This is a genomic window from Noviherbaspirillum massiliense JC206, assembly GCF_000312045.1.
GTDB classification, from domain to species: domain Bacteria; phylum Pseudomonadota; class Gammaproteobacteria; order Burkholderiales; family Burkholderiaceae_D; genus Noviherbaspirillum; species Noviherbaspirillum massiliense.
The window spans coordinates 538,661-564,210 of sequence record NZ_HE978635.1; the positions used below are offsets into that span (position 1 = coordinate 538,661).

The window sequence follows — 25,550 nt, forward strand, 5'->3', positions numbered from 1 at the left end:
CGGCGAAGGGCTGAAAGCGGGATTGCCCGCCTGTCCTATTTCCCCGGGTCTTTCACGTTGGCGAACTTGTCGAATTCCACGTTGTACAGCTCGCGTCCGACTTTCTCCACCTTGCGCACGTACACCGTCTGCACGATGTCGCGGGTAACCGGGTCGATCGTGATCGGGCCGCGCGGGCTGATGAGCTTCAGTCCCTTCAGCACGGCCATCGCCTTGTCGCCGTCGATTTTTCCATCGAGCTGGCGCGCCACCTGATAGATGGCAGCCATGCCGTCATAGGCGGCAACCGCCATGAAGTTCGGGCGGCCCGCTTCCGGATTGGCGGCCGCATAGGTTTTCAGGAATGCCTTGTTCTCCGGCGAATCGTGGGCGGCCGAATAGTGGGACGTGGTGATCGCGCCGAGCGCGGGGTCGCCCATCGCATTCAATACATGGTCGTCGGTCAGGTCGCCGGTGCCGATCACCCTGATGCCGGCTTCGGCGAGACCCCGTTCCCGGTAAGCCTTCATGAAGCCGATGCTCTGTTCGCCCGCCGGCACGAATACGAACACCGCATCCGGCTTCGCATCCCGGATGCGCTGGATGTAGGGCGCGAATTCGGGATTGCGCAGCGGCACGCGGATCGATTCGACCAGCTGCCCGCCGCCGGCAGTAAAGCTGGACTTGAACGCGGCTTCGGCATCGATGCCCGGGCCGTAATCCGCGACCAGGCTCACCACTTTCTTCATGCCGTTTTTCGCCGCCCAGCTGCCCATCGGCTGGGATGTCTGCGGCAGCGTCATCGAAACGCGTGCGATGTAGTTCGACTTGGCCGTGATTACCGAGGTCGCCGCATTCATGATGATCATCGGTTTTTTCGCCTGCTCGGCAATCGGTGCCGCGGCCAGCGCTTCCGGCGTGAGGCCGAAGCCAGCCAGGAAGTCCACCTTGTCACGCACCACCAGTTCCTGCGCGAGCCGCTTGGCGACTTCCGGCGCCGGCCCGGTGGTATCCCGGGCGATGATCACGATCTTCTTGCCTGCAACGATGTCGCCGTGCTGCTGCATGTACGTTCTGATTCCGGCCTGCATCTGCCTGCCGTAATCGGCGAAGGGGCCGGAGAAAGAGGCGATGAGGCCGACCTTGATGACATCCTGGGCATGCGCCGCAGGTACAAGGCCGAGCGGGCTGCACAGGGCAAGAACGGCCAGCATCTTCTTGAAATGCATGAGGGTCTCCTGGGGGAATCGTGATGATCGGGAAGGGCGGAGATGATAACGGATTGCCCTCGGGCGGCGCTACCCGTTCAGATCGGGTCCGGCGCCCACCGGCAATCCGTGCCTTCTATCCGGTAGCTGCTGATCAGGTTGTTCTCGTTGACGTCCCAGTACACCGTGCAATCCTCATTCTTCATCCGGTACACGAAGATCCTGTGTCCGCCGTCCTTCGCGAGGATCCTGGCAGGTTCGCCGTTATGCCATCTCCATTGGTTGATCGGCGCCCCGACCCAGGACGCAATGTCGCTTTCGAAGGAATGCCGGGATACACAGCCCGCCACGAGGAAAGGCCACAATGCAAGGATCGCCGCGCGCCCCAGCACAGCTCTTGCGCTGTCACCGAGCCGGGAAAAGTTTTTCGTCACGGTCATCAAAAAATCGAGTGATCGCATATCTGCAGGTACTTACACGGCAAAGGAGCCTGTTTCAGTGAGTTCAGTGAGGGTTTTCATGAAATATTTGGGAGACTCTTCATAACCCTGGCGTGCATAAAACCGGTGCGCACCGGTACGCCTGGAATGACAGTGCAATTCGATACGGTCGCAATGCCGCGCCCTGGCTTCCGATTCCGCCCGCCGTTCCAGTTGCGCGCCGATGCCGCGTCCCCGCGCAGTTTCAGACACGCAGAAATAACTGATGCGGCAAAAGTCGCCGGGCAGGGCCAGTTGCGGAATGAAATGCAGGGAAATCAATCCGAGTATCCGTTCCCCTTCTGTCGCCACCAGCAGGAGCGCATCGGGATGCGCCGCCTGTTGCGCGATCTTCTGCGCAATGAAGGCTTCCGTGCCGGGATAGCCGAGCTCGGCCAGCAGTTGCGCAAGCGCGCCTGCATCCGACGCCGTGGCTGGTCTGATCCGGGTACCTGAGTCCGTTTTCATGAGCGATAAGACTTATTCTGTCGTGGAAAATTTTCGCATGTCTTGCCGACTTCCGAGTATGGCATGAAGGCGGGCCGCTCCGGGTGGCTTTGGTCAGAAGCCATCGCCGCATATTCCACCCGGAAAGATTTAACTTTTGGCCGCGGCTTTGCCCCCGATTCCCGAGCCCGGCGCCGGCTTGGGCAATTTGCGCAAGCTTTCTGCACCCGATGCTGGACATTTGTCCAAATGCTCCTTACCATTGGTTTCGCAACATAAGACATGGTCATTGCCGCGCCGGCGCTCGCCGGGCAAAAGCGGCATTGACAGCAACGGCAGAGACCCAGTACAAGGGTCGGCCCGGGCAGCAGAGTGCAAGCGGCGGAGGAGATGAGTCGGGCGCATTCGGCTTTGTTTGATCGATGCTGGCTTCTTTGAGGGGTAAAAAATGAATGCATTTGCGATGCCGAAACCCGCGTTTGACGATCGACTGGAGCTTGCGTTCGCATCCATGCGCGCGGCCCACGGCAAGGACCTGACGCCGGGCTGGGAAGTCAGGGCCGGCCGGCTGCGCCGCCTGCGCTCGATGGTGCTGGCGCACCGCATGGAAATCGCTGCGGCCGTCAGCCGCGATTTCTCCCACCGGCCGCAGGAGGAGACCGAACTGCTCGAAGTCTTCCCATCCCTGCAAGCCATCGACGATGCGCTTCGCCACGGCCGGAAATGGATGAAGCCGCGCCGGCGCCGTACCGGACTGTGGTTCAAGCCCGCGCGCTCCATGCTCATTCCCCAGCCGCTCGGCGTGGTCGGCATCATCGTTCCCTGGAACTATCCGCTGTACCTCGCCGTCGGGCCGCTCTCAGCCGCGCTTGCCGCCGGCAACCGGGCCATGCTCAAGCTGTCCGAATTCACGCCGGAATTCGCAGCACTGTTCGAACGACTGATCGCCCGGCACTTCGACCCGGCCGAGATCAAGGTGATCAACGGCGACGCCTCCGTGGCAAGCGCCTTCAGCGCACTGCCGTTCGATCACCTGCTGTTCACGGGTTCGACCCGCATCGGGCGGGAAGTCATGCGTACCGCAAGCCAGAACCTGACACCGGTCACGCTGGAACTCGGCGGCAAATCGCCGGCCATCATCGGGCCGGAAGCCGACTTCGAAAACGCCGTGACCTGCATCCTGCGCGGCAAGCTGTTCAATGCCGGCCAGACCTGCATTGCGCCGGACTACGTGCTGCTGCCGGAAGGCTCGGAAGAACGCTTCATCCGCACCGCGCGCGAGGTCTTCGCCAAACTCTATCCTGCCGAGCGGCAGTACAGGGATTACGCCAGCATCATCACCGAGCGGCACCGCGAGCGCCTGCTGTCCCTGGTCGATGAAGCCAAGCGCATGGGCGCGGCCGCGCATCCGCTTGCGGATGAAACCGCGCCCAAGACGGGCCGCCAGATGATGCCCGTGCTGGTCACCGGCGCGAGCGAGCAGGCGAAGCTGATGCAGGAAGAAATCTTCGGACCGGTTCTGCCGCTGAAGACTTACCGCTCGATCGAGGAAGCCATGGCTTACGTCAATGCCCATCCGCATCCGCTCGCGCTCTATGTCTTCGAAAGGAATGACAAGAGCATCGAGCGCGTGCTGGCGCAGACGAACGCAGGCGGCGTGACGGTGAACGACACGCTGCTGCATATCGCCCAGGATGAGCTGCCCTTTGGCGGCGTCGGCGAAAGCGGCATGGGTGCCTATCACGGCGAGCACGGATTCAACACCTTCACCAAACTCAAGCCGGTCGTCTATCAGTCGCGCCTGAACGGCATGTGGCTGGTGCAGCCGCCGTACGGCAGCCGCTTCAGGAAGATGATGAGCATCATGATCCGGTAAGGCTTGCGGCATATGAGCGCCATGCCGCGACGCACTGCCGCGGCGGCGGGGTCGATTAGAACAATATTGGGAGACATATGGCAAACACGCTTTCTCGCCGCAGCTTCCTGAAAGCCGGCATCGTCGGCGCGCTCGCGCTGGCAACGGCGGGCGGCATCTACCGCATGACGCGGCAACCTGCGACGCTGACGCCTTACACCCTCGATGGCGATGCCCGTACCGCGCTCGGCGCCATCGCATCCGTCATGCTCGACGGCGCGCTGCGTCCGGGCACGAGCGACATCCAGGCCGCGGTGCAGCGCACGCAGGATGCCATCCACGGCTTGCCGTTGAATATCCAGAAGGAAGTGCAGGATCTGTTCGCATTGCTCACGCTCGGTCCCACCCGCCGCTTCCTGGTCGGCCTGCCGGACGACTGGGCGCAGGCGAAGCGGGAGGACATCGCCGCCTTCCTGCAGAACTGGCGCACGCATCGCCTGCAGCTGCTGCAGGCGGCCTACCAGGCCCTGCATGAACTGGTGGCAGGCCCCTGGTATGCGGATGAATCGACTTGGGCATCCATCGGTTATCCCGGCCCGATCAAGGAACTGAGCTGAGGCAGATCATGACGACAAAAAATTCGAACAGCCCCATACCCGATCCGATCCAGGAAGGCCTTGCCTCCGGCTGGAAAGTCATCGATGCCTCGACCCTGAGCGACAACCGTGATGTCGAGGCCGACGTTGCCGTCATCGGCACCGGCGCCGGAGGCGGCGTGACCGCCGAAATGCTGGCGCTGGCCGGCCTGAAGGTCGTGATGATCGAGGAAGGGCCCCTGAAGTCATCGAAGGATTTCAAGATGCGCGAAGCGCAGGCCTATCCGGCGCTGTACCAGGAATCCGCCGCGCGCAAGACCAAGGACAAGGCCATCAACATCATGCAGGGGCGCAGCGTGGGCGGCTCGACCACGGTCAACTGGACCTCGAGCTTTCGCACACCGGAAGATACCCTGAACTACTGGGGCAGGAACTTCGGCCTGAAGGACTATTCGCCGCAGACGCTGGCGCCGTGGTTCGCGATGATGGAGCGGCGGCTGAACGTCGGCCCGTGGGCAGTGCCGCCGAATGAAAACAATGACCTGCTGCGGCGCGGCGCGGCGAAGCTTGGCATCCCGACCGCAGTGATCCCGCGCAATGTGGTCGGCTGCTGGAACCTCGGCTATTGCGGCATGGGCTGTCCCACCAATGCGAAGCAATCCATGCTGGTGACGACCATTCCGTCGGCGCTCTCGCATGGCGCCATGCTGTTTACCCGCGCGCGTGCCGAGAAGCTCAACTTCAAGGGCGACCGGGTCGAGAGCCTGTCCTGCCTGGCGCTGGATGACAGCGGTCTGAAGCCCTCCGGCAAGACCGTCACCGTGCGCGCCCGGCATTACGTGGTCGCCGGCGGCGCGATCAATTCGCCGGGCTTGCTGCTGCGCTCGAAAGCGCCCGATCCGCAAGGATTGCTTGGCAAGCGTACCTTCCTGCATCCGGTCGTGATCTCATCGGGGCTGTTCGAGCAGCAGGTGAACGGTTATGCCGGCGCGCCTCAATCCATTTATTCCGATCACTTCCTGCACACCCAGCCGGTCGACGGCCCGATCGGCTACAAGCTCGAAGTGCCGCCCCTGCATCCCTTGCTGTTCGCTTCCACCATGGTCGGCTTCGGCACGCGCCATACCGAGATGATGCAGCAGTTTGCCCACACGCATACTCTCATCGCATTGCTGCGCGACGGCTTCCATCCAGAATCGGTTGGCGGTACAGTGCAGTTGCGCGACGATGGTTCGCCCGTGCTCGATTATCCGATCACGGACTATATCTGGGACGGGGCGAAGCGCGCCCTGCTGTCGATGGCAGAGATCCAGTTCGCCTCCGGTGCCAAGAGCGTCTATCCGGTCCATGAATTGTCCGAAGGTTACACCAGCTGGAACGCCGCCAAGAAAGCAATCGAGGAATTCCCGTACAAGCCTTTCCTGGCGCACGTGGTGTCGGCCCACGTCATGGGCGGCTGCACCATGTCGGACGACGTGAAGCAGGGCGTGGTGTCGTCCAGCGGGCGCTATCACGGCGTCGCCAACCTGTCGGTGCATGACGGCTCGCTGTTCCCGACCTCGATCGGCGCCAACCCGCAACTGTCGATCTATGGCATGACAGCGCGGCTTGCGAGCGGGCTCGCACAGCAGCTGACGGGCAAGCCGGCGCCGGTATTGCAGCGCAGCGCGGCTTGACGAGGCGTTCCTGCCGCGCGCAATGCCGGCAGGACCGTCAGGTCAGGTCTCTTCCTGCGTGTGAGCCAGGGACGCAGCGGGTACAATGACGGCCTCCCATCGCACTTAAAGAATGCCGCAAGAATGGAATTGAAGGAAAAGGGCAAGGCTGGCACCCGTCGCCCGCCTCGCAGCACCAAGCCGAACGGGAAACCGGACGCGCAAAGCGACAAAAAGCGCGAGCTCGCCCTGCATATGCTGTCAGCGCTTGCCGACCTCGGGTTTGCACAGCTGAACCTGCGCGAAGTGGCGGCGCGCTCGGGCGCGTCCCTCGGCAGCATCCACTATTACTTCAAGGACAAGAACGACCTCCTGATCTACGGCTTACAGCTGTACAAGGACGGTTTCATCGGTTCGCTGGACACGCTCATCGATTCGGCCGCCACCCTCGATGGCCTGGCCGCCATGGGCACGGATGCGATCGCCAATGTGATCGAGGACGACGGCCACCTCCACCGGCTCTGGTTCGACGTGCGCACGCAGGCGCTGTTCGATCCGGCATTCCGCCCCATCGTGAAGGAGATCGAAGGCCGGCTGATCGGGGTGGCGGAACGATTCCTGGCACGGGTACGCGCGCTGGGCGCGAAAAAGTCGCCCTCCGATGCCCTGAGCCTGTACCTGACGATCGATGCCCTGGTGCGCTACTTCCTCCAGCAGCATCTGGCCGGCGATACGCAAGCCATCGGCGAGCTGCGGCGCCAGCTGATCGAGATTTTCCATCGCCTGGTCAAGGCCTAGCCCCGTCCTTAAGGTCATAAACTGGATTTATGGCCGGCATCAAAAACGATCAATTCACCACGGCTGTCCGGTTTGGCTAGACTTGGCTGTCTTTCACTCCGGAGCAGGCCATGGACTTCGAACCAAGCGCGAAATCGGCGGAATACCTGAAGCGGGTAAAAACCTTCATCCAGGACGAAATCACGCCGGTCGAGGCGGACTTCTGGGCCGGCATCCGCGCTGCCAACAATGGCTCGGACTGGAAGCGCTGGAGCGTCCCGCCCATGCTGGAAACCCTGAAGGCCAAGGCGAAGGCTGCCGGCCTGTGGAACCTGTTCCTGCCCGATGAAAAGCTGGGCGCGGGCCTGAGCACGCTCGACTATGCGCCGATTGCGGAGGAGACCGGGCGCAGCCTGCTGGCGCCGACCGTCTTCAACTGCAATGCGCCGGACAGCGGCAACATGGAAGTGCTCTGGAAATACGGCTCGGACGAGCAGAAGGCGCAATGGCTGACGCCGCTCCTGAACGGTGAAATCCGCTCCGCCTTCTGCATGACGGAGCCGGATGTCGCTTCGTCCGATGCCACCAACATGCGGGCCACCGCCGTGGTCGAGAATGACCAGATCATCCTCAGCGGCAAGAAATGGTGGTCGAGCGGCATCGGCGACCCGCACACGAAAATCCTCATCGTCATGGCGCACACGCCCGATTTTTCCAAGGGCCCGCACCAGCAGCATTCGATGGTGCTGGTGCCGATCGACACGCCTGGCGTGACTATCACCCGCATGCTGCCGGTGTTTGGCGCCTACGACGAACCGCATGGCCATGGCGAAGTGCATTTCAAGAATGTGCGCCTGCCGCTGTCGAACTTCATTGCCGGCGCGGGACGTGGTTTCGAAATTGCCCAGGGCCGGCTCGGTCCCGGGCGCATCCATCATGCGATGCGCTGCATCGGCGCCGCTGAAGCCGCCTTGGACCTGATGGTCCACCGCGGCATGAAGCGGGTCGCCTTCGGCAAGCCGGTCATGATGCTGGACGGGAACCGGGAGCGGCTCGCTGAAGCACGCATGGCGATCGACCAGGCGCGGCTGCTGACGCTGTATGCCGCGTGGAAGATCGACAAGGTGGGCGCGAAGGCGGCGATGACCGAGATTTCCGCGATCAAGGTGGTTGCGCCGAATGTACTGCAGCGCGTTACCGACATGGCGATCCAGATCCATGGCGGCGCCGGCGTGTCCGACGATACGCCCTTGCCGGCCTTCTTCATCCAGGGCCGCTCAATCCGTATCGCCGACGGGCCGGACGAGGTGCACAAGGCGGTGATCGCCAAGATCGAGCTTGAAAAGCGCGGGTACAAGAAGCGCTGAGCGGCGCGACATTTTTGTGATCGAAGAACGATGAATAAAACCAGCTTGATTGATCAGGCCAGGGCGGTGCGCCAGGGCGAAGAACTCGATGCGCGGGCCGTGACGGAATGGCTGCGCTCGACCGGAGTGGAACTGATCGGGGAACCGCAGGTAACGCAATTCTCGGGCGGCGCCTCGAACTGGACCTACCGCCTCAAGTATGACAACCGTGACCTGATCCTGCGGCGCCCGCCGATGGGGACCAAGGCCAAGTCGGCGCACGACATGGTGCGCGAGTACAAGGTTCAGCATGCGATCAAGCCGGTCTATCCGGTGGTGCCGGCCATGGTCGGGCTGTGCATCGATCATGCCGTGATCGGCGACGATTTTTACGTGATGGACCGCATCGAAGGCATCATTCCACGGCGCCACCTGCCGCGCGGGCTGGAGATGACGGAAGCGGACGTGCGCCGGCTGTGCCTGAATGTGCTCGACAAGCTGGTCGAACTGCACCAGGTCGATTACCGTGCGGCCGGGTTGCAGGATCTCGGCAAGGGTGCGGGCTACGCACGCCGCCAGGTCGAAGGCCGGTCGGCCCGCTACCTGAAGGCGAAGACCTGGAACGTCTCGGATTTCAGCTATGTCCGCAACTGGCTGCAGGAGCGCATCCCGGAAGATGTGAAGACCTGCCTGATCCACAACGACTGGCGCTTCGATAACGTGGTGCTGGCCCCGGACGATCCCACGCGCGTCATCGGTGTGCTCGACTGGGAAATGGCGACGCTCGGCGATCCGCTGATGGAACTGGGAAGCATGCTGGCATACTGGGTCGAGGCAGGCGACGGCTTCCTGATGAAATCCACGCAGCGCCAGCCCACCACCCTGAAAGGCATGCTCAGCCGCAGGCAGGTGGTCGACTATTACCGGGAACGCAGCGGCCTGAAGGCGGACAACTGGATCTTTTACGAAGTGTTCGGCTTGTTCCGCCTCGCCGTCATCGCGCAGCAGATCTACTATCGCTACCACCACAAGCAGACCGCCAATCCCGCCTTCAAGCACTACTGGGTGATGGTCAACTACTGTGCCTGGCGCTGCCGCCAGCTGATCAGGCAGCACGGCCGCTGAACCGCAGCAGCGGCTGAAACTTTTTAACCTATCGGTAAATAAATGCTCAGAAAAAATATCCTGATCACCGGCGCAAGCTCCGGTCTCGGCGAGGGAATGGCACGCGAATTCGCGGCGAAGGGACGCAACCTGGCGCTATGCGCAAGGAGAACCGAGCGCCTGCTCGCCCTCAAGGCGGAACTGGAAGGCAAGCATCCGGGCATCCGGGTGCTGGTCAAGCCGCTCGACGTGAATGATGCGGACGCGGTATTCAAAACCTTCCGCCAATTCGCTGACGAGCTCGGCAGTCTTGACCGCGTAATCGTGAACGCAGGTGTCGCCACGGGTCGAAGAGTCGGCACCGGGAATTTCGAAGCCAATGCCCGGACGGCGCAAACCAACTTCCTCGCCGCACTGGCGCAATGCGAAGCGGCGGTCGAAATCTTCCGCAAGCAGGGGCAGGGTCACCTGGTAGCGATCTCTTCGATGAGCGCGCTGCGCGGCTTGCCCAAGCATCTCACCGTCTACGCGGCGACCAAGGCTGGTCTGGCGACGCTGGCTGAAGGCATCCGCGCCGAACTGCTTGCCACGCCGATCAAGGTATCGACAATCTACCCCGGCTACATCCGGACCGAACTCAATGCCGGTGCAAAGAAGCTGCCCTTCGAAGTCGACGCGCGCACCGGCAGCGCGGCACTGGCCAAGGCGATCGAGCGCGAGCCGGCCAAGGCTTACGTGCCGTCCTGGCCATGGATGTTGGTCGGCGGCCTGCTGCGAGTGATGCCGCTGTCGCTGGTCGCGAAGTTTGCATAACCGAGTTTGCACACGGCACTGCAATTGAATGGGGAATGAATCGATGACTACACGCATTTTCGTTACCGGAGGTGCTTCCGGGCTGGGCCGCGAAATCGCCCTGCGCTGGGCCCGCACCGGCGCCCGGGTTTGCATCGGCGACCTCAACGACGAGCGCGGGCAGGGCGTGGCAGCGGAGATCGCGAAGATGGGTGGAAGCGCCCTGTACCGGCGCTGCGATGTCACCAAAACCGAAGACCTGCAAGCCGTGGCCGACCTGCTGCAGCGGGAGTGGGGCGGCGTCGACATCGTCGTCAACAATGCGGGCGTGGCGACGGCCGGCGAGCTGAGCGGCGAAACCATCGAGCAATGGCAATGGATCCTGAACATCAACTTGCTCGGCGTGGTCCGGGGATGCCAGGTATTCGCGCCGCTGTTCAAGGCGCAGGGATCGGGCCGGTTCGTGAACATCGCTTCCATGGCAGGCCTGGTCCATCCGCCCGCCATGGGCAGCTACAACGCCAGCAAGGCGGCCGTGGTCGCCTTGTCCGAAACCCTGCACCTCGAACTGGCGCACGACGGCATCGGCGTCACCGTGGTCTGCCCCTCGTTCTTCCGCACCAACCTGAACGAATCCCTGCGCAGCAGCGACCCGAACGCTGCTGTCGTGATGGAAAAGCTGTTCCGCAAGGCGCGCATCACTGCGCCGGAGATTGCCGACCGCATTTTCGACGCCGTCCGCGCCAACCGCTTCCTGGTGCTGCCGCATGCGGATGACCGCAAGGCTTATCTGATGAAGTGCTATGCGCCGGTGCGCACCTACCTGAACATCATGGCCAAGATGACGCGCGGCTTCCGCTCGTCGCGTGCCAGGACAGCGCGGACAGCCGAGCCGGCCCGCTGAGGCGGGAAGGGCGATCCATCCATGGAAACCGAAATGAACGATTCCGTCCGCCGCAAAAGCCTGCTGGCATCCATCCAGGCGCGCCTGTCGCCGCTGCCGAGGCCCCTCCAATACCGAATCCTGAGTTTTCTGTTTGGCCGCTTCAGTCCTTACTTCCGGACCAACCGGATGCGGATTGCCGACATGGCGAAGGATGAAATAACAATCGCCGTGCCCAATCACCGCGCATTGCGCAACCATGTGCGTGGCATTCATGCGGCAGCCATCAATCTCGCATGCGAATATGCATCGGGACTTCTGCTCGGCCAGTATGCGGATGCCGACAAGGTGGTGGTGGTAAAAACCATGCACCTCGAAATCCACAAGCCGATCACCGGTGCTGTCCGGGCAACAGCCAGGCATGACGGCAAGGAACTGGCGGATATGCTGGCGCAGGACAAGGGGAGCGTGCGGATTCCTGTCACGGTGGTCGACTCAACCGGCGCGACGCCGGTGAGCGGCTACATGGACATCGCGTGGTTCAAGCGGCGCAGATAAGCTTCACTGCAGCTGGCCTGCAGCCTGCCTGCTGATCGAGGCGATGAGTTCCCTGAACCAGCTCTGCGCCGGGTCATTGTCCCGGGATTCATGCCAGTACATTTCGATGCGCATCGCTTTCAGCCGGATCGGCAGCGGCCGCACCACCACCGGCAATACCCGCGACAGGCGCTGCGCGTAAAAGCCGGGCACTGTCAGCAGCCAGTCGCTGCTTGCCGCGACTTCGGCGGCGGCAAAATAATGCTGGCACACCAGGCCGATGTCACGCGTCTTGCCATCCTCCCTCAGCAATGCATCCAGCGCTTCGCTCCCGCTTTCCTGTGACACCGCGACGTGCCGCGCACTCAGGTAGTCGCGCCGCTGCAGCGGATCCGACGCCAGCGGATGCCTGTCTGACATGACGACGACCAGGGAGTCGTCGCAGAGATAGGCGCTGCGGACCCGCGCCATCGCCTGCAGCCGCCGGTCGACCACGAGATCGACCGCGCCGGAATTCAACTGCCTTTCCACTTCGCTGCGCACCACCGGGCGGCTGAGGACCTTCGCCCGCGGCGCTTCCTCTGCAAGCCGGGCAACCAGCAGGGGAAAGGCAATCGATTCGAGCACGTCGCGGAAACCGACGGTGAACACGAGGTCGAGGCCGGCGGGATCGAATGCTTCCTCCATCGACACCGCCGCCTGCAAGCCATTCAGGTGCAGCTGAATCTTCGGCATGATCGCGCGCGTCCTGTGGGTGGCGACCATCCTGTTTCCCTGGCGAACGAACAAGGGATCGCCCAGGAGTTCCCGCAGCCGGTTGAGGGAATGGGTAATGGCCGGCTGCGTCAGGTGCAGGGCACGCGCCGCCCCAGTGATCCCGCCATGGGTATAGATGGCGTCCAGGATCTTGAGCAGGTTGAAATCGAGTCGCACATCCCGTTGACTCATGTCGGGTTCCAGGTTCTCAGGTCGGATGAAAATCGGTTTGCGTACGGAACAGGCGCGTCCCGCAAGGGGCGGCACAAGCGCCTCCTAAGGCAGGCGCATGGCGATTGCCGAAGCGAAACAATTTTAAGCGCTTGTCTTCGCAAATGCCCGTTCTTTTTTACATGCTGCATGTACAAATTACGGGAGCGAAAGCTTTTATGGACGATGCACAGAACGCGTTCGCTGGCGCCTATGTCTCCGCAATACCGGTCGCATAAAGCCCTTTTCGGCTCCCATGTGCGGAAGTAGAAAAAAATGCATCGCTGCGCACGGTTCCTGCTTGTTGGGATTCAAGAATTGATTTAATGAAAGGAAAACTATGCCGCAACAGCCCGGCGCATCAGCGCCTGCGCCAGCGTGAAAGCCAGCATGAACAGTCGCCATCGCATCGTCCCATTCAGCCGTCCCAGGTTCCAGGAGTAATCCATGTTCTTCCAAATCCCTGACCGCCTGATGCGCGGCAGGCCGTATCCGCTCGGCGCCACTTACGATGGCTCGGGCACGAACTTCGCCGTGTTTTCGGCGAATGCTGAAAAAATCGAGCTATGCATTTTCGACCAGGCCGGGCGCCGCCAGCTGGCCTGCCTGCCGCTGCCGGACTGCACCGACGAAGTCTGGCATGGCTACCTGCCCGAAGCCGGCCCCGGCTTGCTTTACGGCTATCGGGCCTACGGGCCCTACGATCCGCAGCGCGGCTTCCGCTTCAATCACCACAAGCTGCTGCTCGATCCGTATGCGCGCCAATTGTCAGGCCCCCTGCGCTGGACTGATGCCCTGTTCGGATACCGGATCGGATCCGCGCGCGCCGATCTGAGCTTCGACCGGCGCGACAGCGCGCCCGCCATGCCCAAAGCCGTGGTGGTCGAGGATGCCTTCAACTGGGGCGACGACCGCCGGCCTCGGACCCCCTGGGAAAAGACCGTGATCTATGAAGCGCATGTGCGCGGCATTTCCATGCTGCGCGACGACTTGCGCCCGGACATGCGCGGCACTTTCACCGCGCTGGCCAATCCGCGCTTCATCGAACACCTGCACAAGCTGGGCGTGACCGCCATCGAACTGATGCCGGTGTATGCCTTCATGCAGGAAAACTACCTGCTGCAGAAGGGCTTGCGCAATTACTGGGGCTACAGCCCGCTGTCCTTCTTCGCGCCCGAACCATCCTATCTGTCGCAGGGTGGCCTGAACGACATGCGGCTGGCGGTGCGGCGCCTGCATGCGGCCGGCATCGAAGTCATCCTCGACGTGGTCTATAACCATACCGGCAGCGGCAACGAGATGGGACCGACCATCTGCTTCCGCGGCCTCGACAACCCAAGCTATTTCCGCCTGGTGCCGGGCAACGAGCGCTATTACATCAACGAGACCGGGTGCGGCAACACGCTCAACGTCTCGCATCCTCGCGTGCTGCAAATGGTGCTCGATTCCCTGCGCTACTGGGCTGAGTCCTTCCACGTCGACGGTTTCCGCTTCGACCTCGGCGCGACTCTTGGCCGCGAAGGCACCGGCTTCGACCCGGGTTCGGGCTTCTTCGACGCGATCCTGCAGGACCCGGTCCTGTCGCAGCTCAAGCTCATTTCCGAACCCTGGGACATCGGGCCCGGCGGCTACCAGCTCGGCAATCATCCGCCGCGCTTCGCGGAATGGAACGACAAGTTCCGCGACGGCGTGCGCCGCTTCTGGCGCGGCGATTCCGGCCAGCGCGGCGACTTCGCCGCGCGCCTGTCGGGCTCGGCCGAACTGTTCAACCGGCGCCGCCGCAAGCCCTGGGCCTCCGTCAACTTCGTCGCCTCGCATGACGGATTTACCCTGCACGACCTCGTCAGCTATACGCACAAGCACAATGAAGCCAACGGCGAAAACAACAACGACGGCCATTCCGAGAACTACAGCGCCAACTGGGGCACGGAAGGACCGACCGACGATCCGGCGGTACGCGAGGTGCGCGAGCGGGTGAAGCGCGCCATGCTCGCCACGCTCCTGTTTTCGCAGGGCACGCCGATGCTGCTGGCCGGCGATGAATTCGGGCGCACGCAAGGGGGCAACAACAATGCCTATTGCCAGGACAACGAGATTTCATGGGTGAACTGGAACATGGCGCAGGAGCCCGCGGGACAGGCGCTGATCGACTATGTCGGGCGGCTCACCGCAATTCGCCACGAGTTCGAAGCGCTGCAGTCGTACCGCTTCCTCCACGGAGAGGAACTGGCACCGGGCATACGCGACATTGCCTGGTTCGACGAACGCGGCGAACAGCTCTCGTCCGAGGCCTGGCAGAATCCGGAAGCGCGCGCGCTGGCGGTGCAGCGCGCCAGCGTCAATGGCAACGGGAAGATCGATGTCGTCCTGATGCTGGTCAACGCTGCTGCCGATCCGATCACCTTCCGTTTTCCGCCGCCGCGGGACGAGTGGTATCTGCTGCTCGACAGCGCAGAGCAGCAAACCGTGGTCCGAAAGATCGCGGAACCGGAAGCGACGGTGCAGGGACATGGCGTAGTGGTGCTGGCGAATCGGGTACCGGCGAAATTGGCCGCATAACAAGTCAGCGACGACGCGACGCGACGACCTAAAGCAGCTTCCATAAGCCTGAAGGACTGAAGTAGGGTGCGCCATGTGCACCGGAATTGCATGGTGCGCGTGGCGCACCCTACTTCCCCTTCGCAAATCGAAATCTGCTCTAGGATTTTGAGTGAGGCGCCGGGCGCAGTCATTTCCTGCCCGCGCAGCGTGGTCTTGCTACCCCAGGACGCTTAAGGCACGAGATGGCCGCGTATGAGCGCGGCCTGCTCCTGAAGTGTCGGAAATGACGTGCGCCTGCCGAACAGGCCGGTGAGGTGTAACACCATGCGTAAAAAGAAGCCCGCGTTATCCCGGCCGCTGCGCGGGATCAGATGGAAGTGCACATGCGGGACGTGCTGGTTCGCTGCCTTGCCGTCATTCAGCAGGAAGTGGGTGCCACCGACGCCGAACCCGGCCTTTCGTTGCGAGGTCACGATGCGGTTGCAAATGTCGAACAGGTGATGTCGCACGGCTTCTGCTAGCATCTGCCTTAAATGCTAGGCGCTTCGGCATGCAGGCGCCTTGTCTTTCCATTTGACAATCAGGCTATTCATTTCGATGGTACGACTTATGAAATATGATTCCCAGAATGTATTTGCCAGAATTTTACGCGGCGAGATCCCATCCGTCAGAGTGTACGAAGACGACGCAACCGTCGTGATTATGGACGCTATGCCGCAGTCTGAAGGGCATGTCCTTGTCATTCCAAGGGAGCCGGCTGTCGAAATATTCGAGCTCTCTGAAGAGAGCGCCGCGGCATGCATTCGCACGGTTAAAAGAGTGGCGGCGGCGGTAAAGGCTGCGCTGAATGCGCCAGGCATCATGATTGCCCAGCTCAATGGAAGTGCAGCGGGGCAAACTGTGCCCCATGTTCATTTTCATATTATCCCAAGGCATCAGGCGGAGCCGCTTAGGCCACACGCCGCCGTTCCCGCAGATCTCGACAGGCTACGCGAAATTGCAGCCCGGATTGTCGCGGCCTTGCCTGCTAGATCAGATTAAATTTCTAACGCGCCAATACCAAATCACCGTTTGAGTGTCCGCTTCTGGCCGATACCAGTCTCTGGCGATCTCCAGCTTTCGGCCAGAAGCGGACATCGTTTCAATGTGATGTGATAGCATTCAAGCGTCGAAAAAGACGGGCCGGTATGGTTAGTCCGGCCGTTCCCTCGGGAATTCTGCGTTGGCATCAGCCCAACCCCACGACCTTCACCTGACTCAACGGGCTCAGGATGGTGGTCGTGTGCCCATTCCACAGCGATCCCGTTTGGTGATGTTCACTTCCTTTCATCTGTGGAGAACGTCATGCAAGCTAGAATTTCTGTTCTTACCCTCGGCGTACAAGACCTCGAACGCTCCGTCAGGTTCTACCGTGACGGGCTTGGCTTGGCTACGGAAGGTATTATTGGTACTGAATTCGAGAACGGCGCGGTCGCCTTTTTTAATCTGTCCGGTGGACTCAAACTCGCCTTGTGGCCGACGAAAAGTATTGCCGCCGATACTGGACTACAGATTCAGGACGGATATGTGCGATCAACCATCGGCCACAACGTGTTTTCCAAGGATGAGGTCGATACAGTTCTAGAAGAAGCGCGAAAAGCCGGTGCCCAGATTGTCAAGCCAGCGGCAGAGACGTTTTACGGAGGGTATGCGGCCTATTTCGCCGATCCGGACGGGCATCTGTGGGAGATCGTGTTCAATCCGCAAATGCTTCCAATGCTCTAGTAGCTCGGCTGCTGGCTAGGACATCCCGTGTTCGCTTCGAAGCGGATGTGATCAGTTCGTCCATGTCCGCTTCGGGTCGCAAGCGGACGTATTTTCGGCACCTGTTATTTATTGCCTCGGGTCTTCATCGACACTCATGCCTGCGAAAAAACGCTCACATCCAGCGTCGACGCGTACCCGTAGACTCACCGATGCTCTCCAGTCATGACGTCCGCGATATCAAATGCTTACACCTTCTTCGCTGTACCATCCAAGGTGAGCAGACAAACAATGCTGAAAAGCGGAGAGTAAGAGTGCGGGCCATCCCAAGTTTTGTAATCCCGTCAGATCACTGGCAGCTTTCATGCATCAGAACACTCAGCCTGCATGGCCTGAGCAAACGTTTGGGCCCCCGCAATCGCTTCGAACTCCGCACGATTCTTACCGCATGCAGTCTTTAGCCTGTCAGCGAGATCGCGGAATGAGAATCCGTGATGTAGGTCGAGCTGGGCCGCTCGTTTTCGAAGCGATAAGTGAAACCTCGCCGCGTCTACATTTCTTCCCGAGAAGACGATGCGGTTGAAGCTGCTGCTGGCGTCGCACCACCATAAATTGCCGTGGAAAACACCATATAGCCGCTTCATCATGGGTAAAAGATCAGCCGTATCTCCCCAAAGGTTCGATACGAGAACACCGTTCTGTTCAAGTACGTCATGGCACCGCCGGTAGAAAGCCTCGCTGCTGAGCGTGGGGGCGAGCCCGTCCGCCGTAAAGCCGTCATGCAGGATGACGTCGACTTGGTCGTTCATGGCAGACAGATAGTCTATCGCATCAGCCTGAACTACCTGAAACCGGTCGTTATTGTCGGGAACGCAGAACGTGCTGCGCAGCGCAATGACATCGGTATCCAGTTCGATAACCGTGATGCGAGTCGCGGGCAGCCCGCGGTAGCAATATTTTGCTAGCGAACCCCCGCCCAGGCCAATCATGAGGATGTGCTGCGGGGCCGGATTAAACAGCAAGAATCCCATCATGGCCTGGGTATAACTGAGCAGCAGGTCGTCGGGGGCCGAAATCCGCATCGCACTTTGAATGTATTTTTCATCAAAGTGCAAGGTGCGCATGTCGCCATGGTCAAACGCGAAAGGCTTGCCCCCGCTGTTGTTCAGTGCGTCGGCAAAATGCGGGGGAAGGGTGATGGCATCATCGCGTTGCGAATTTTTCATGTAGAACTACTTGATTTCATACCGTGCGAATAGTGCATACGTGCCTGCACCCGCAAGGCGCAGCATGCACCCTCGTCATACCTTTTTGACAAACTCCGATTTCAGACTCATGGCGCCGAAGCCATCGATCTTGCAGTCGATATTGTGATCACTGTCGACCAGTCGGATATTCTTGACCTTGGTGCCCATCTTGATGACGCCTGCCGACCCCTTCAGTTTCAAGTCCTTGATGACCGTAACCGTATCACCATCTTTCAACACATTGCCGGCCGAGTCGCGATAGACCGTTTCGCTATCTGCGGGCGCCGTAGCGGCTTGCGCTGACCATTCATGGGCGCATTCCGGGCAAGTATAGTTGCCGCCATCATCATAGGTAAATTCGGAATTGCACTTTGGGCAAGCGGGTAATGTATTCATGGCGTGTTCTTCAGTCTCGGGCGATGCCTGCAAAAGGGCGCAAGTATACCGCGCGGGCGGGCGCCAACCATTTCGGCATTCGTGGATTTGAATCTGTGAGGCAGTACACCGGATAGCTGCAGGCATGCAAAGGGACACGCTCAGCGACTTAGTGTTGGTCGAGGACAGGAGTCAAGCTGGTCGAAATTTTTCGCACGGCGCACGCAGCAATCTGTCTTATCCAGCCCCCCTGTTCCGGCGGCGGCGGCAGCAGCTGCCTTTTCCGCAAAACAAATGCAAGCGGGCAAGCCACGCCCCCAGAACCAAGCGATCCAGGCCGTGTCAATAAGGCACTGGTCGGAAGCGCCGACCCATCCAAGGGAACATCATGAACACCAATCTCGAGCCCGCTCTGCAATCCATCGACCAGGCTGCCGTGGCAGATGCGCTTGCGTCCGCTTTGACGGCTGTCATTTCCAACGCTTCCGCACCGGAATCGAGCCTTGCGGGCTTGCGCAAGGAAAGAAACGACTCGGTCCCGCCAGAGAAAATGGCTGCCGTAGCTGCCTTGCAGGCGTATGGGGCCGAATGCGCCGCAGATGTACTGACTGCGGGGCTGGAACAGGATGCGAGCGAACGTGCCGCGCGCCTGCGTGAAGGGCTGGAGGCGGATGCGGGAAGTGAGACTCTTTCGCTATTACGAACAAACGTCGATGCCGGTTCCACGTTCAAGTCCAGGCTGGCCCTGCGGATCGCATCGAGATGCGCGGAAATGATCGCAGCTGAAATAGAACGCGACAAGCAAGGGCATTTCACCATCCTCAATGAGCAAGACGCAGCGATATTCGAGTCGAGACGCGAAGCGCACCGCAAGCTGCGCGCCGAGGTAGCGCGCGACTTTCTCGCATCACTGCCGAGCCGATACCCTTCCTTTGGCGCAGCCTTGTTCGCTGACATCAGGCGACATGTAGAACGAGAGGTCGCGGAGCAACACAAGCGGCCCGATATACATGAGGCCGTGGCGTCGTTGTTCGACACGGCTATGCGCTGCATGCCAGAGACAATGCGCGACGCAGTGAAGCGCGCGCAGCAATCGGCGCAATAAGCGCTACAGCTAACCTCTACAGCTAACCTCTACTGCCCCTGCATGCCAGGACCACCGCATACGGCGGTCCTTGATCCGTGGCCGCATGTGCGGCCCGCCTTCTTGCCCGCAAATGCGCGAACACCCTGCAGGGCCATCCTCGTGTTCAATGTCGGCTGAGAATCGGATGGCTCGCTGAACGTGCATAAACGTCCACACGGCAAATTGCCAATGCAACAATTCCCGATCCTGTCGCTGCACACCATCCATATAGATGGGAACCAGATGGTAAATGGATGGTCTCACTCGGCAAGGAGGCGACCATGGGACGCGAAACCAGTACTCAAGACAATCGGACAAGAATGGGTGAATCGGAAAAAATCACCATCAATCTTGGCCCGATTGACCTGGGCCAGATCGACTTGCTGGTGCAGGAGGGCTTTTATTCCAATCGCACCGATCTGATTCGCACGGCTATCCGGAACCAGTTGCAGTCGCACGGCGATGTGATCAAGCAAACGGTCGCTCGCAAGAGTCTGGTTCTCGGTTTGCAACATTTCACCCGTGCCGATCTGGAGGCGGTGCGGGACGCAGGACAGAAGCTTCAGATACAGGTGTTGGGGCTGGCCAGCATTGGCGCGGATGTCACGCCCGAACTGGCACTGGCCGCCATCGACTCTGTCACCGTGCTGGGTGCCTTGCATGCCAGCGCAGCCGTCAAGGCCGCCCTGGCCGGACGGATACATTAACTACACGCGAAAGAATGTTATGAAAATCGATGAAGGCTTTCTCGCGCAAATGCGCGAAGCTACCCAGATCCTGCAAAACGAGGGCCCAATGGCCGCGACTGCCGCAATTCAGCGTGCGCTGCACAGAGCGAATGCAACGGACAAAACGGCCGCGCAACCAGACTGGGATCGGCTCCGGCCGAAGGCGCCGGAACTACGCGACATCAATCAAGCGCATGCACGCGCTGTTGATCCGAGTGCGCAACCGCAAGACGACATGCTCAATCGCCTGAGCAGATTCCCGGGCAAGTGGGCAGGCGCGATGGCCAGGCAAGCATTTGAGGATGTCGAAGTCAAGGAAGCCGTCACCCCGGCGGGCAAGGGCCGCTTCCTGTCCGGATCGTGCACCAACCACGCCGGCACGCGCGACTACAAGCTGTACATCCCCAGCGGTTACACCGGTCAGGCGCTGCCCTTGGTCGTCATGCTGCACGGCTGCACGCAGAACCCGGACGATTTCGCCGCCGGCACCAATATGAATGCAGCTGCGGAAGACAATAATTGCTTCGTCGTGTATCCGGCCCAGGCCAGGGCCGCAAACGGATCGAACTGCTGGAACTGGTTCAACACCAGCGATCAGCGCCGTGATCATGGCGAGCCTGCAATCATTGCCGATATCACGCGCGCCATCATCCGCGAGTACGCGGTCGACACTAATCGCATCTATGTCGCGGGCTTGTCTGCAGGCGGCGCCATGGCGGCCGTGCTGGGCGCAAGCTACCCGGACTTGTATGCTGCGATCGGCATCCATTCTGGCCTGCCGTACGGCGTCGCACACGACGTGCCATCTGCTTTTGCCGCGATGAAGAATGGCAGGATCAAGACGTCGGCACGCAAGACAGGGGGCAAGGTGGTGACGCCGTTCGGGCACACCATGCCGGTCATCGTTTTCCACGGCGACCGCGATACCACCGTGGATCCGGCCAACGGGGACCTGGCATTGGCGCAATGCGTCCCGCTGCTTGATGCCGGTTCCGGCTTGGATACGGGCGTCAAGGTGGAGCAAGGCGCAGTCCCGCATGGCCGGACCTATACGAGAACGGTTCTGCATGATGTGCAAGGCAAAGCCATTGCGGAAAAATGGATCGTGCACGGCGCCGGGCATGCGTGGGCCGGCGGCAGCAGCAAGGGTTCTTACACGGATCCCAAAGGGCCGGACGCTACGCGCGAGATGCTCCGTTTCTTCTATACGCATGGACGGAATGGGGGCTAGTGTCCAGCCGGTGCCGGACTACAGAAGCGGGGGGCGGCAGTGCCTCCGCAATCTGGCAAGCTGGATAGCAGCCGGCTTGGGGTGACACGCCATATGCGCGTCATCATTGCATTGCTGGCCGCGTTGTTCCTGTTCGGCTGCAAGACCGGGCCTGCTCCGGATGCCTCGAAAGCCGAAGTCGCGGCAGCCACTCGACAGTGGGTTGAGGGTATGACCCGTCACGACATCGATAGCGTTGTGGCGCTTTATGACCCGGAAGCGGTGTTGTGGGGGACTCGCTCGCCCACGCTTCGCGATAATCCGGCCAAGGTTCGAGAGTACTTCAACATATTGCGCACGGTGCCGCCAACGTATAAGGTGGATCTCGGGGAGCAGCGTATTCGCGTCTATGGCCCTATCGCAATTAACACCGGGACATACACTTTTTCGGAAGTACGCGACGGCAAAGAAATTGTTCGTCCCGCTCGATTCAGTTTCGTCTACCGCCATGTAAACGGACGGTGGCTGATCGTTGATCATCATTCTTCAGCCATGCCCGCACCGACGTAATGGATTTCGCAAGGTCGGCGGCATGCGAATTGGGGCTGCTTCAATTTTCCTTAGCTTCCGCGCCTGCTCATTGACGCGCTAAATAAAGCGGTCATTTTCGCGAAACTTCTAAGCCCGCTCCGGATCGGGAGCAGACGGTCGTCAATGACGGCATCCGATCGATTTTTGGCTGGTCGGCCTTCATTCTCAAATGGCTCTTTTACCTGGATCGTCGTACTCGACAGTGCAAGATCTATTGCTAGCCCCATATCGTTCTTGGTTCTACCAAGAGAAACCGCGACAGGTGCATTGCGGCGTTTATTCAATGACGTGGTTAGCGGTTTCCAAAAGGTCCGAAGGAATAGCTATTCCCAATTCCCGAGCGGTCCTTGGGTTGATAGCTAGCTCACGGCGAGAAACGACCTCAAGCGGCGTGTCAGCTGGGTTGGCACCTTTCGATATTTTATCGATGATGGGCGGCAGCCGAGGGAAGTCAGTGGTGAAGGGAGTGCCATAACTTACCAGGCAACCAGAATCGGATGCACCACCCCAAAACATTGTTGGTAAACGCTGCTTCAAAGCGAATTCCGCAATGCGCTTGCGGGCCGCAATGGTGGCGGGTACTTCCAGCACGACCAGCGCCTGTGCGTCCTCGGTGGCCATGGCCTTGAAAGTATTTTCCAGATCAGGGTTCGGGCCGCGCACTTTCGGCACTTGAGACGAGAGACCGGCGGAGCGAGCGGCGGCTACAATGGCCCGTTCTATGGGGGCGAGGCCGCTGGCATCAGCGCCGGGAATGTCAGAGTCGCTCAAAATCGCAACGCGCGCTAGTTTTGGTAAAAGCGCTTTCAGCATGTCTAACTGCCGCCTGGCGAGCTCAGGGTCGTTGTTCGTTGCCCCGGTAATGTTTCTTCCAGGGCGCTCCAACGTTTTCGCAACTCCTATCGCTAGCGGGTCGGCAACGAGAGCAGCTGCGACCGGGACTGTCGTTGTCGCCTTTCGCGCAGCGTTCGTTGATGGGCCCCCAAAGGTGGAAATGGCATCAACGCCCTTGGCTACCAGTTCGGAAGCAAAGCCAGGCAGACGTTCAAGTCGTCCTTCCGGAAAAGGCGCTTCATAGATTATGTTGGTTCCCTCAACATAGCCAAGTTGCGCCATGCCTTTGCGAAGCCCATCGAATGCCGGATTGGGTTTCCCATCTATGGTAGCGCCGCCATTCATAAGGACGCCGACTCGGTAAACCCTGCCAGTTTGCTGCGCATTTGGTGTTTCTGGGAAGATTACCAAACCTGCGATAAGGGCTGCCACGCCCGCGAGAATAGTACGCCGGTCCATGGTATTTCCTTCCGAATAAAACGGCTGCAATGCTGAAGCGATAAAGCCATCTTAGGTCTCTGGAGGCTTATCGCCTTTATTGTTCGATGTGCTTCCTTAATACATATCAAGCTACGTATTTTTTCTCTGGATCTGTAAATAAGGCAGCAACAATAAACGGCAGCTTCAATAGCAGAATGATTTCTTCAACTGGATTGAGTTGAGCGAAAACCTGTCAATGAGCCACGCGTCCTTTCCTGAACACTTCCATTTCTCTTGCAATGTTCTCCAATTACGACTTCTGCGAAATCGATGTCCTGCACATTCTTTAGCGTGCCGCCGAGATTGAACAGAAAAACAATGCTGCTATCGCTGTAGCGTCGCACAAGGGAAAGTACGCCTTCGGTCGCGCCGAGCAGTTCTATGCTGCCCATGTGCAGCTCCGGCCGCATGTTGCGCAAGGTGATCCGTTTTCGCGCGAACTGTAGTATCGACTCCGGCTGCGCTTCCTGCAGCACGGCGTTCATGCCGAGGTGTGCTCAATCACCGACAGCCGTCGCAGGCCGTGAATTTCGGCCAGAAGGATTTGACGAAGGGATCCTGCAGGCGTTCGAATGGGGCGCCGGCCTGGATCAGGAAGTGAGGAACGTGTAGTGCAATGGTTCGGATTCCCCGGCCAATCGGGCAGGGCCATGTGAAGGACGGGTTGCCGCCAGAGGCTAGATGTGCGGAGATACCGTCGATATAAACACGCGCAATGGCCGTAGAGGCCAGCACTTTCCTATGCGCTCGGTGTCCCATGGTGGATGGTGCACAAGATCAATCCAGACTTATATTGGAGAAAGTTATGCGACGAACCGCACTGGTAGTGGGGGCTAGCGGCATCGGTGGAAGCCATGTTGCGCGTGAGCTGGTCACAAACGGCTGGACTGTTTACGGGCTGGCACGCCGGCCAGCACAAGATGTTGCCGGCATGATACCAGTCGCCGCTGACTTGCTTAAACCGGAGAGTCTTGGGGCGGCGCTGGCTGAAGTCAATCCGACACATGTATTTATTACGACCTGGATGCGCAAGGACACGGAAGCCGAGAATATCCAAGTCAACGGTAGCATGGTTCGGAATCTGCTCGCTGCACTTGCCTCAAAACAAATGCTGCGCCATGTAGCATTGGTGACCGGCTTGAAGCACTACCTTGGTCCGTTCGAGGCATATGCACAGTCGGGGACCTTGCCGGAGACGCCGTTGCGGGAAACTCAGCCACGGCTTCCCATCGAGAATTTTTACTATGCGCAGGAAGATGAGGTATATGCCGCTGCCGAGCGTGATCGATTCACCTGGAGCATTCATCGTCCCCATACAGTGATCGGTATGGCCGTCGGTAATGCAATGAATCTCGGCACCACGCTGGCGGTCTACGCGTCGATATGCAAGGAGACTGGACGGGTGTTCCAATTTCCCGGCTCTGAAGCGCAATGGAAAGGTGTGTCCGACGTGACCGATGCGCGCATGCTGGCCAGGCAACTGGTTTGGGCAGCCGATACGGACGCTGCCCGCAATGAAGCGTTCAATATCGTGAACGGGGATGTGTTTCGCTGGAGCTGGTTGTGGGGACGACTGGCCGACTGGTTCGGCGTACCGGCGGCGGGATTCAGCGGCCGCGCGCAGCCACTCGAAGCCGCAATGGCAAACGATCATGCACGGTGGCGCGACATGGCGCAGCGCCATGGGCTGGCCGAACCGGATCTGGATCGCCTGGCGTCACCCTGGCATACCGACCTTGATCTGGGCCGGCCCATCGAAGTGATGACCGATATGGCGAAAAGCCGCAAGCTTGGCTTTTCGGCCTATCAGGCAACCGATGAATCATTCTTTGACTTATTTTCCCAACTGCGGGCCGCGCGCCTGATTCCCTGATCAGGTCGTGACGGACGGAGTTCTGCATGCTGGCTGTTCAGGCGGCATGAACCATTGACAAAGCGCATGCAATGGAGATTGGCTGCAATGACATCGGACTTCATAGCGTCTTCCTGTCCCGCTTGCGCCTCCGCAGGTCGGCTTTGCTATCGTGAATTAAGCTTGGGCAGCGCCTCCC

Annotated in this window: 26 protein-coding genes; 17 read left to right on the forward strand and 9 right to left on the reverse strand. The window is 60.3% G+C overall.

Annotated elements, in window-relative coordinates; genetic code table 11:
• Positions 1-35: 35 nt before the first annotated feature.
• The 3 genes from HGHM_RS18060 to HGHM_RS18070 form a co-directional block, all read right to left on the reverse strand.
• On the reverse strand, positions 36-1,208 hold the full coding sequence (locus HGHM_RS18060) for an ABC transporter substrate-binding protein (RefSeq protein ID WP_019142971.1): 1,173 nt from the start codon (positions 1,206-1,208) through the stop codon (positions 36-38).
• A 77-nt stretch (positions 1,209-1,285) separates the two neighbouring features.
• Complete coding sequence (locus HGHM_RS18065; RefSeq protein WP_148415770.1) at positions 1,286-1,627, reverse strand: hypothetical protein; 342 nt, start codon at positions 1,625-1,627, stop codon at positions 1,286-1,288.
• A gap of 33 nt (positions 1,628-1,660) precedes the next feature.
• Entirely contained in the window at positions 1,661-2,134 is a 474-nt protein-coding gene (locus tag HGHM_RS18070; protein ID WP_019142973.1) for a GNAT family N-acetyltransferase, read from the reverse strand.
• 427 nt (positions 2,135-2,561) lie between these two features.
• Between HGHM_RS18070 and HGHM_RS18075 the strand changes: the two genes are divergently transcribed.
• The 9 genes from HGHM_RS18075 (at position 2,562) to HGHM_RS18115 (ending at position 11,679) form a co-directional block, all read left to right on the forward strand.
• Positions 2,562-3,989, forward strand: a complete 1,428-nt coding sequence (locus HGHM_RS18075; RefSeq protein ID WP_019142974.1) for a coniferyl aldehyde dehydrogenase — start codon at positions 2,562-2,564, stop codon at positions 3,987-3,989.
• Positions 3,990-4,066: 77 nt separating this feature from the next.
• Positions 4,067-4,585 (forward strand): twin-arginine translocation signal domain-containing protein, encoded by a 519-nt coding sequence (locus HGHM_RS18080; protein WP_019142975.1) that lies wholly within the window; start codon positions 4,067-4,069, stop codon positions 4,583-4,585.
• Positions 4,586-4,593: 8 nt separating this feature from the next.
• Positions 4,594-6,240 carry a GMC family oxidoreductase gene (locus HGHM_RS18085; RefSeq protein WP_019142976.1) on the forward strand — a complete coding sequence of 549 codons (1,647 nt, stop codon included), beginning with the start codon at positions 4,594-4,596 and terminating at the stop codon, positions 6,238-6,240.
• Positions 6,241-6,363: 123 nt separating this feature from the next.
• Complete coding sequence (locus HGHM_RS18090; protein ID WP_019142977.1) at positions 6,364-7,017, forward strand: TetR/AcrR family transcriptional regulator; 654 nt, start codon at positions 6,364-6,366, stop codon at positions 7,015-7,017.
• Between the two features lie 110 nt (positions 7,018-7,127).
• Entirely contained in the window at positions 7,128-8,363 is a 1,236-nt protein-coding gene (locus HGHM_RS18095; RefSeq protein ID WP_019142978.1) for an acyl-CoA dehydrogenase family protein, read from the forward strand.
• A 30-nt stretch (positions 8,364-8,393) separates the two neighbouring features.
• Positions 8,394-9,467, forward strand: a complete 1,074-nt coding sequence (locus tag HGHM_RS18100) for a phosphotransferase family protein (RefSeq protein ID WP_026076179.1) — start codon at positions 8,394-8,396, stop codon at positions 9,465-9,467.
• A 42-nt stretch (positions 9,468-9,509) separates the two neighbouring features.
• Positions 9,510-10,259, forward strand: a complete 750-nt coding sequence (locus tag HGHM_RS18105) for an SDR family oxidoreductase (RefSeq protein ID WP_019142980.1) — start codon at positions 9,510-9,512, stop codon at positions 10,257-10,259.
• 43 nt (positions 10,260-10,302) lie between these two features.
• Entirely contained in the window at positions 10,303-11,142 is an 840-nt protein-coding gene (locus tag HGHM_RS18110; RefSeq protein ID WP_034349354.1) for an SDR family oxidoreductase, read from the forward strand.
• A gap of 33 nt (positions 11,143-11,175) precedes the next feature.
• A complete protein-coding gene (locus HGHM_RS18115; RefSeq protein ID WP_161603794.1) occupies positions 11,176-11,679 on the forward strand; it encodes a DUF4442 domain-containing protein in 504 nt (167 codons plus the stop codon).
• A 3-nt stretch (positions 11,680-11,682) separates the two neighbouring features.
• Here HGHM_RS18115 and HGHM_RS18120 read toward each other — a convergent pair whose 3' ends face one another.
• Positions 11,683-12,606 (reverse strand): LysR family transcriptional regulator, encoded by a 924-nt coding sequence (locus tag HGHM_RS18120; RefSeq protein WP_019142983.1) that lies wholly within the window; start codon positions 12,604-12,606, stop codon positions 11,683-11,685.
• Between the two features lie 465 nt (positions 12,607-13,071).
• On the opposite strand from HGHM_RS18120, the gene glgX reads away from it, so the two are divergent.
• Positions 13,072-15,183, forward strand: coding sequence for a glycogen debranching protein GlgX (gene glgX, locus HGHM_RS18130; RefSeq protein WP_019142985.1), 2,112 nt, complete (start codon positions 13,072-13,074; stop codon positions 15,181-15,183).
• Positions 15,184-15,395: 212 nt separating this feature from the next.
• Here the strand turns inward: glgX and HGHM_RS21830 are convergent, their stop codons facing one another.
• Positions 15,396-15,689 (reverse strand): HIT family protein, encoded by a 294-nt coding sequence (locus HGHM_RS21830; protein ID WP_019142986.1) that lies wholly within the window; start codon positions 15,687-15,689, stop codon positions 15,396-15,398.
• An 85-nt stretch (positions 15,690-15,774) separates the two neighbouring features.
• Between HGHM_RS21830 and HGHM_RS18140 the strand changes: the two genes are divergently transcribed.
• The gene (locus HGHM_RS18140) at positions 15,775-16,206 is read left to right on the forward strand and encodes an HIT family protein (RefSeq protein WP_026076180.1); all 432 of its coding nucleotides are present in this window, start codon (positions 15,775-15,777) and stop codon (positions 16,204-16,206) included.
• A 303-nt stretch (positions 16,207-16,509) separates the two neighbouring features.
• Entirely contained in the window at positions 16,510-16,929 is a 420-nt protein-coding gene (locus HGHM_RS18145; protein WP_019142988.1) for a VOC family protein, read from the forward strand.
• A gap of 341 nt (positions 16,930-17,270) precedes the next feature.
• Here HGHM_RS18145 and HGHM_RS18150 read toward each other — a convergent pair whose 3' ends face one another.
• Positions 17,271-18,134 carry a spermine/spermidine synthase domain-containing protein gene (locus tag HGHM_RS18150; RefSeq protein ID WP_019142989.1) on the reverse strand — a complete coding sequence of 288 codons (864 nt, stop codon included), beginning with the start codon at positions 18,132-18,134 and terminating at the stop codon, positions 17,271-17,273.
• Between the two features lie 75 nt (positions 18,135-18,209).
• The gene (locus HGHM_RS18155) at positions 18,210-18,551 is read right to left on the reverse strand and encodes a zinc ribbon domain-containing protein YjdM (RefSeq protein ID WP_019142990.1); all 342 of its coding nucleotides are present in this window, start codon (positions 18,549-18,551) and stop codon (positions 18,210-18,212) included.
• Positions 18,552-18,918: 367 nt separating this feature from the next.
• Between HGHM_RS18155 and HGHM_RS18160 the strand changes: the two genes are divergently transcribed.
• The 4 genes from HGHM_RS18160 (at position 18,919) to HGHM_RS18175 (ending at position 22,164) form a co-directional block, all read left to right on the forward strand.
• Positions 18,919-19,635 (forward strand): hypothetical protein, encoded by a 717-nt coding sequence (locus tag HGHM_RS18160; protein WP_019142991.1) that lies wholly within the window; start codon positions 18,919-18,921, stop codon positions 19,633-19,635.
• A gap of 302 nt (positions 19,636-19,937) precedes the next feature.
• Positions 19,938-20,363: a CopG family transcriptional regulator gene (locus HGHM_RS18165; RefSeq protein ID WP_026076182.1), complete on the forward strand. Its 426-nt coding sequence runs from the start codon at positions 19,938-19,940 to the stop codon at positions 20,361-20,363.
• A gap of 19 nt (positions 20,364-20,382) precedes the next feature.
• Positions 20,383-21,615 (forward strand): extracellular catalytic domain type 1 short-chain-length polyhydroxyalkanoate depolymerase, encoded by a 1,233-nt coding sequence (locus tag HGHM_RS18170; protein ID WP_019142993.1) that lies wholly within the window; start codon positions 20,383-20,385, stop codon positions 21,613-21,615.
• A gap of 93 nt (positions 21,616-21,708) precedes the next feature.
• The gene (locus HGHM_RS18175; protein ID WP_019142994.1) at positions 21,709-22,164 is read left to right on the forward strand and encodes a DUF4440 domain-containing protein; all 456 of its coding nucleotides are present in this window, start codon (positions 21,709-21,711) and stop codon (positions 22,162-22,164) included.
• A gap of 297 nt (positions 22,165-22,461) precedes the next feature.
• Here HGHM_RS18175 and HGHM_RS18180 read toward each other — a convergent pair whose 3' ends face one another.
• Both HGHM_RS18180 and HGHM_RS18185 read right to left on the reverse strand, forming a co-directional pair.
• A complete protein-coding gene (locus HGHM_RS18180) occupies positions 22,462-23,478 on the reverse strand; it encodes an ABC transporter substrate-binding protein (protein ID WP_019142995.1) in 1,017 nt (338 codons plus the stop codon).
• A 185-nt stretch (positions 23,479-23,663) separates the two neighbouring features.
• Positions 23,664-23,984, reverse strand: a complete 321-nt coding sequence (locus tag HGHM_RS18185; RefSeq protein WP_019142996.1) for a hypothetical protein — start codon at positions 23,982-23,984, stop codon at positions 23,664-23,666.
• A 320-nt stretch (positions 23,985-24,304) separates the two neighbouring features.
• Here HGHM_RS18185 and HGHM_RS18190 point away from each other — a divergent pair, with 320 nt between their 5' ends.
• The gene (locus HGHM_RS18190) at positions 24,305-25,372 is read left to right on the forward strand and encodes an SDR family oxidoreductase (RefSeq protein WP_026076183.1); all 1,068 of its coding nucleotides are present in this window, start codon (positions 24,305-24,307) and stop codon (positions 25,370-25,372) included.
• Positions 25,373-25,550 lie beyond the last annotated feature (178 nt).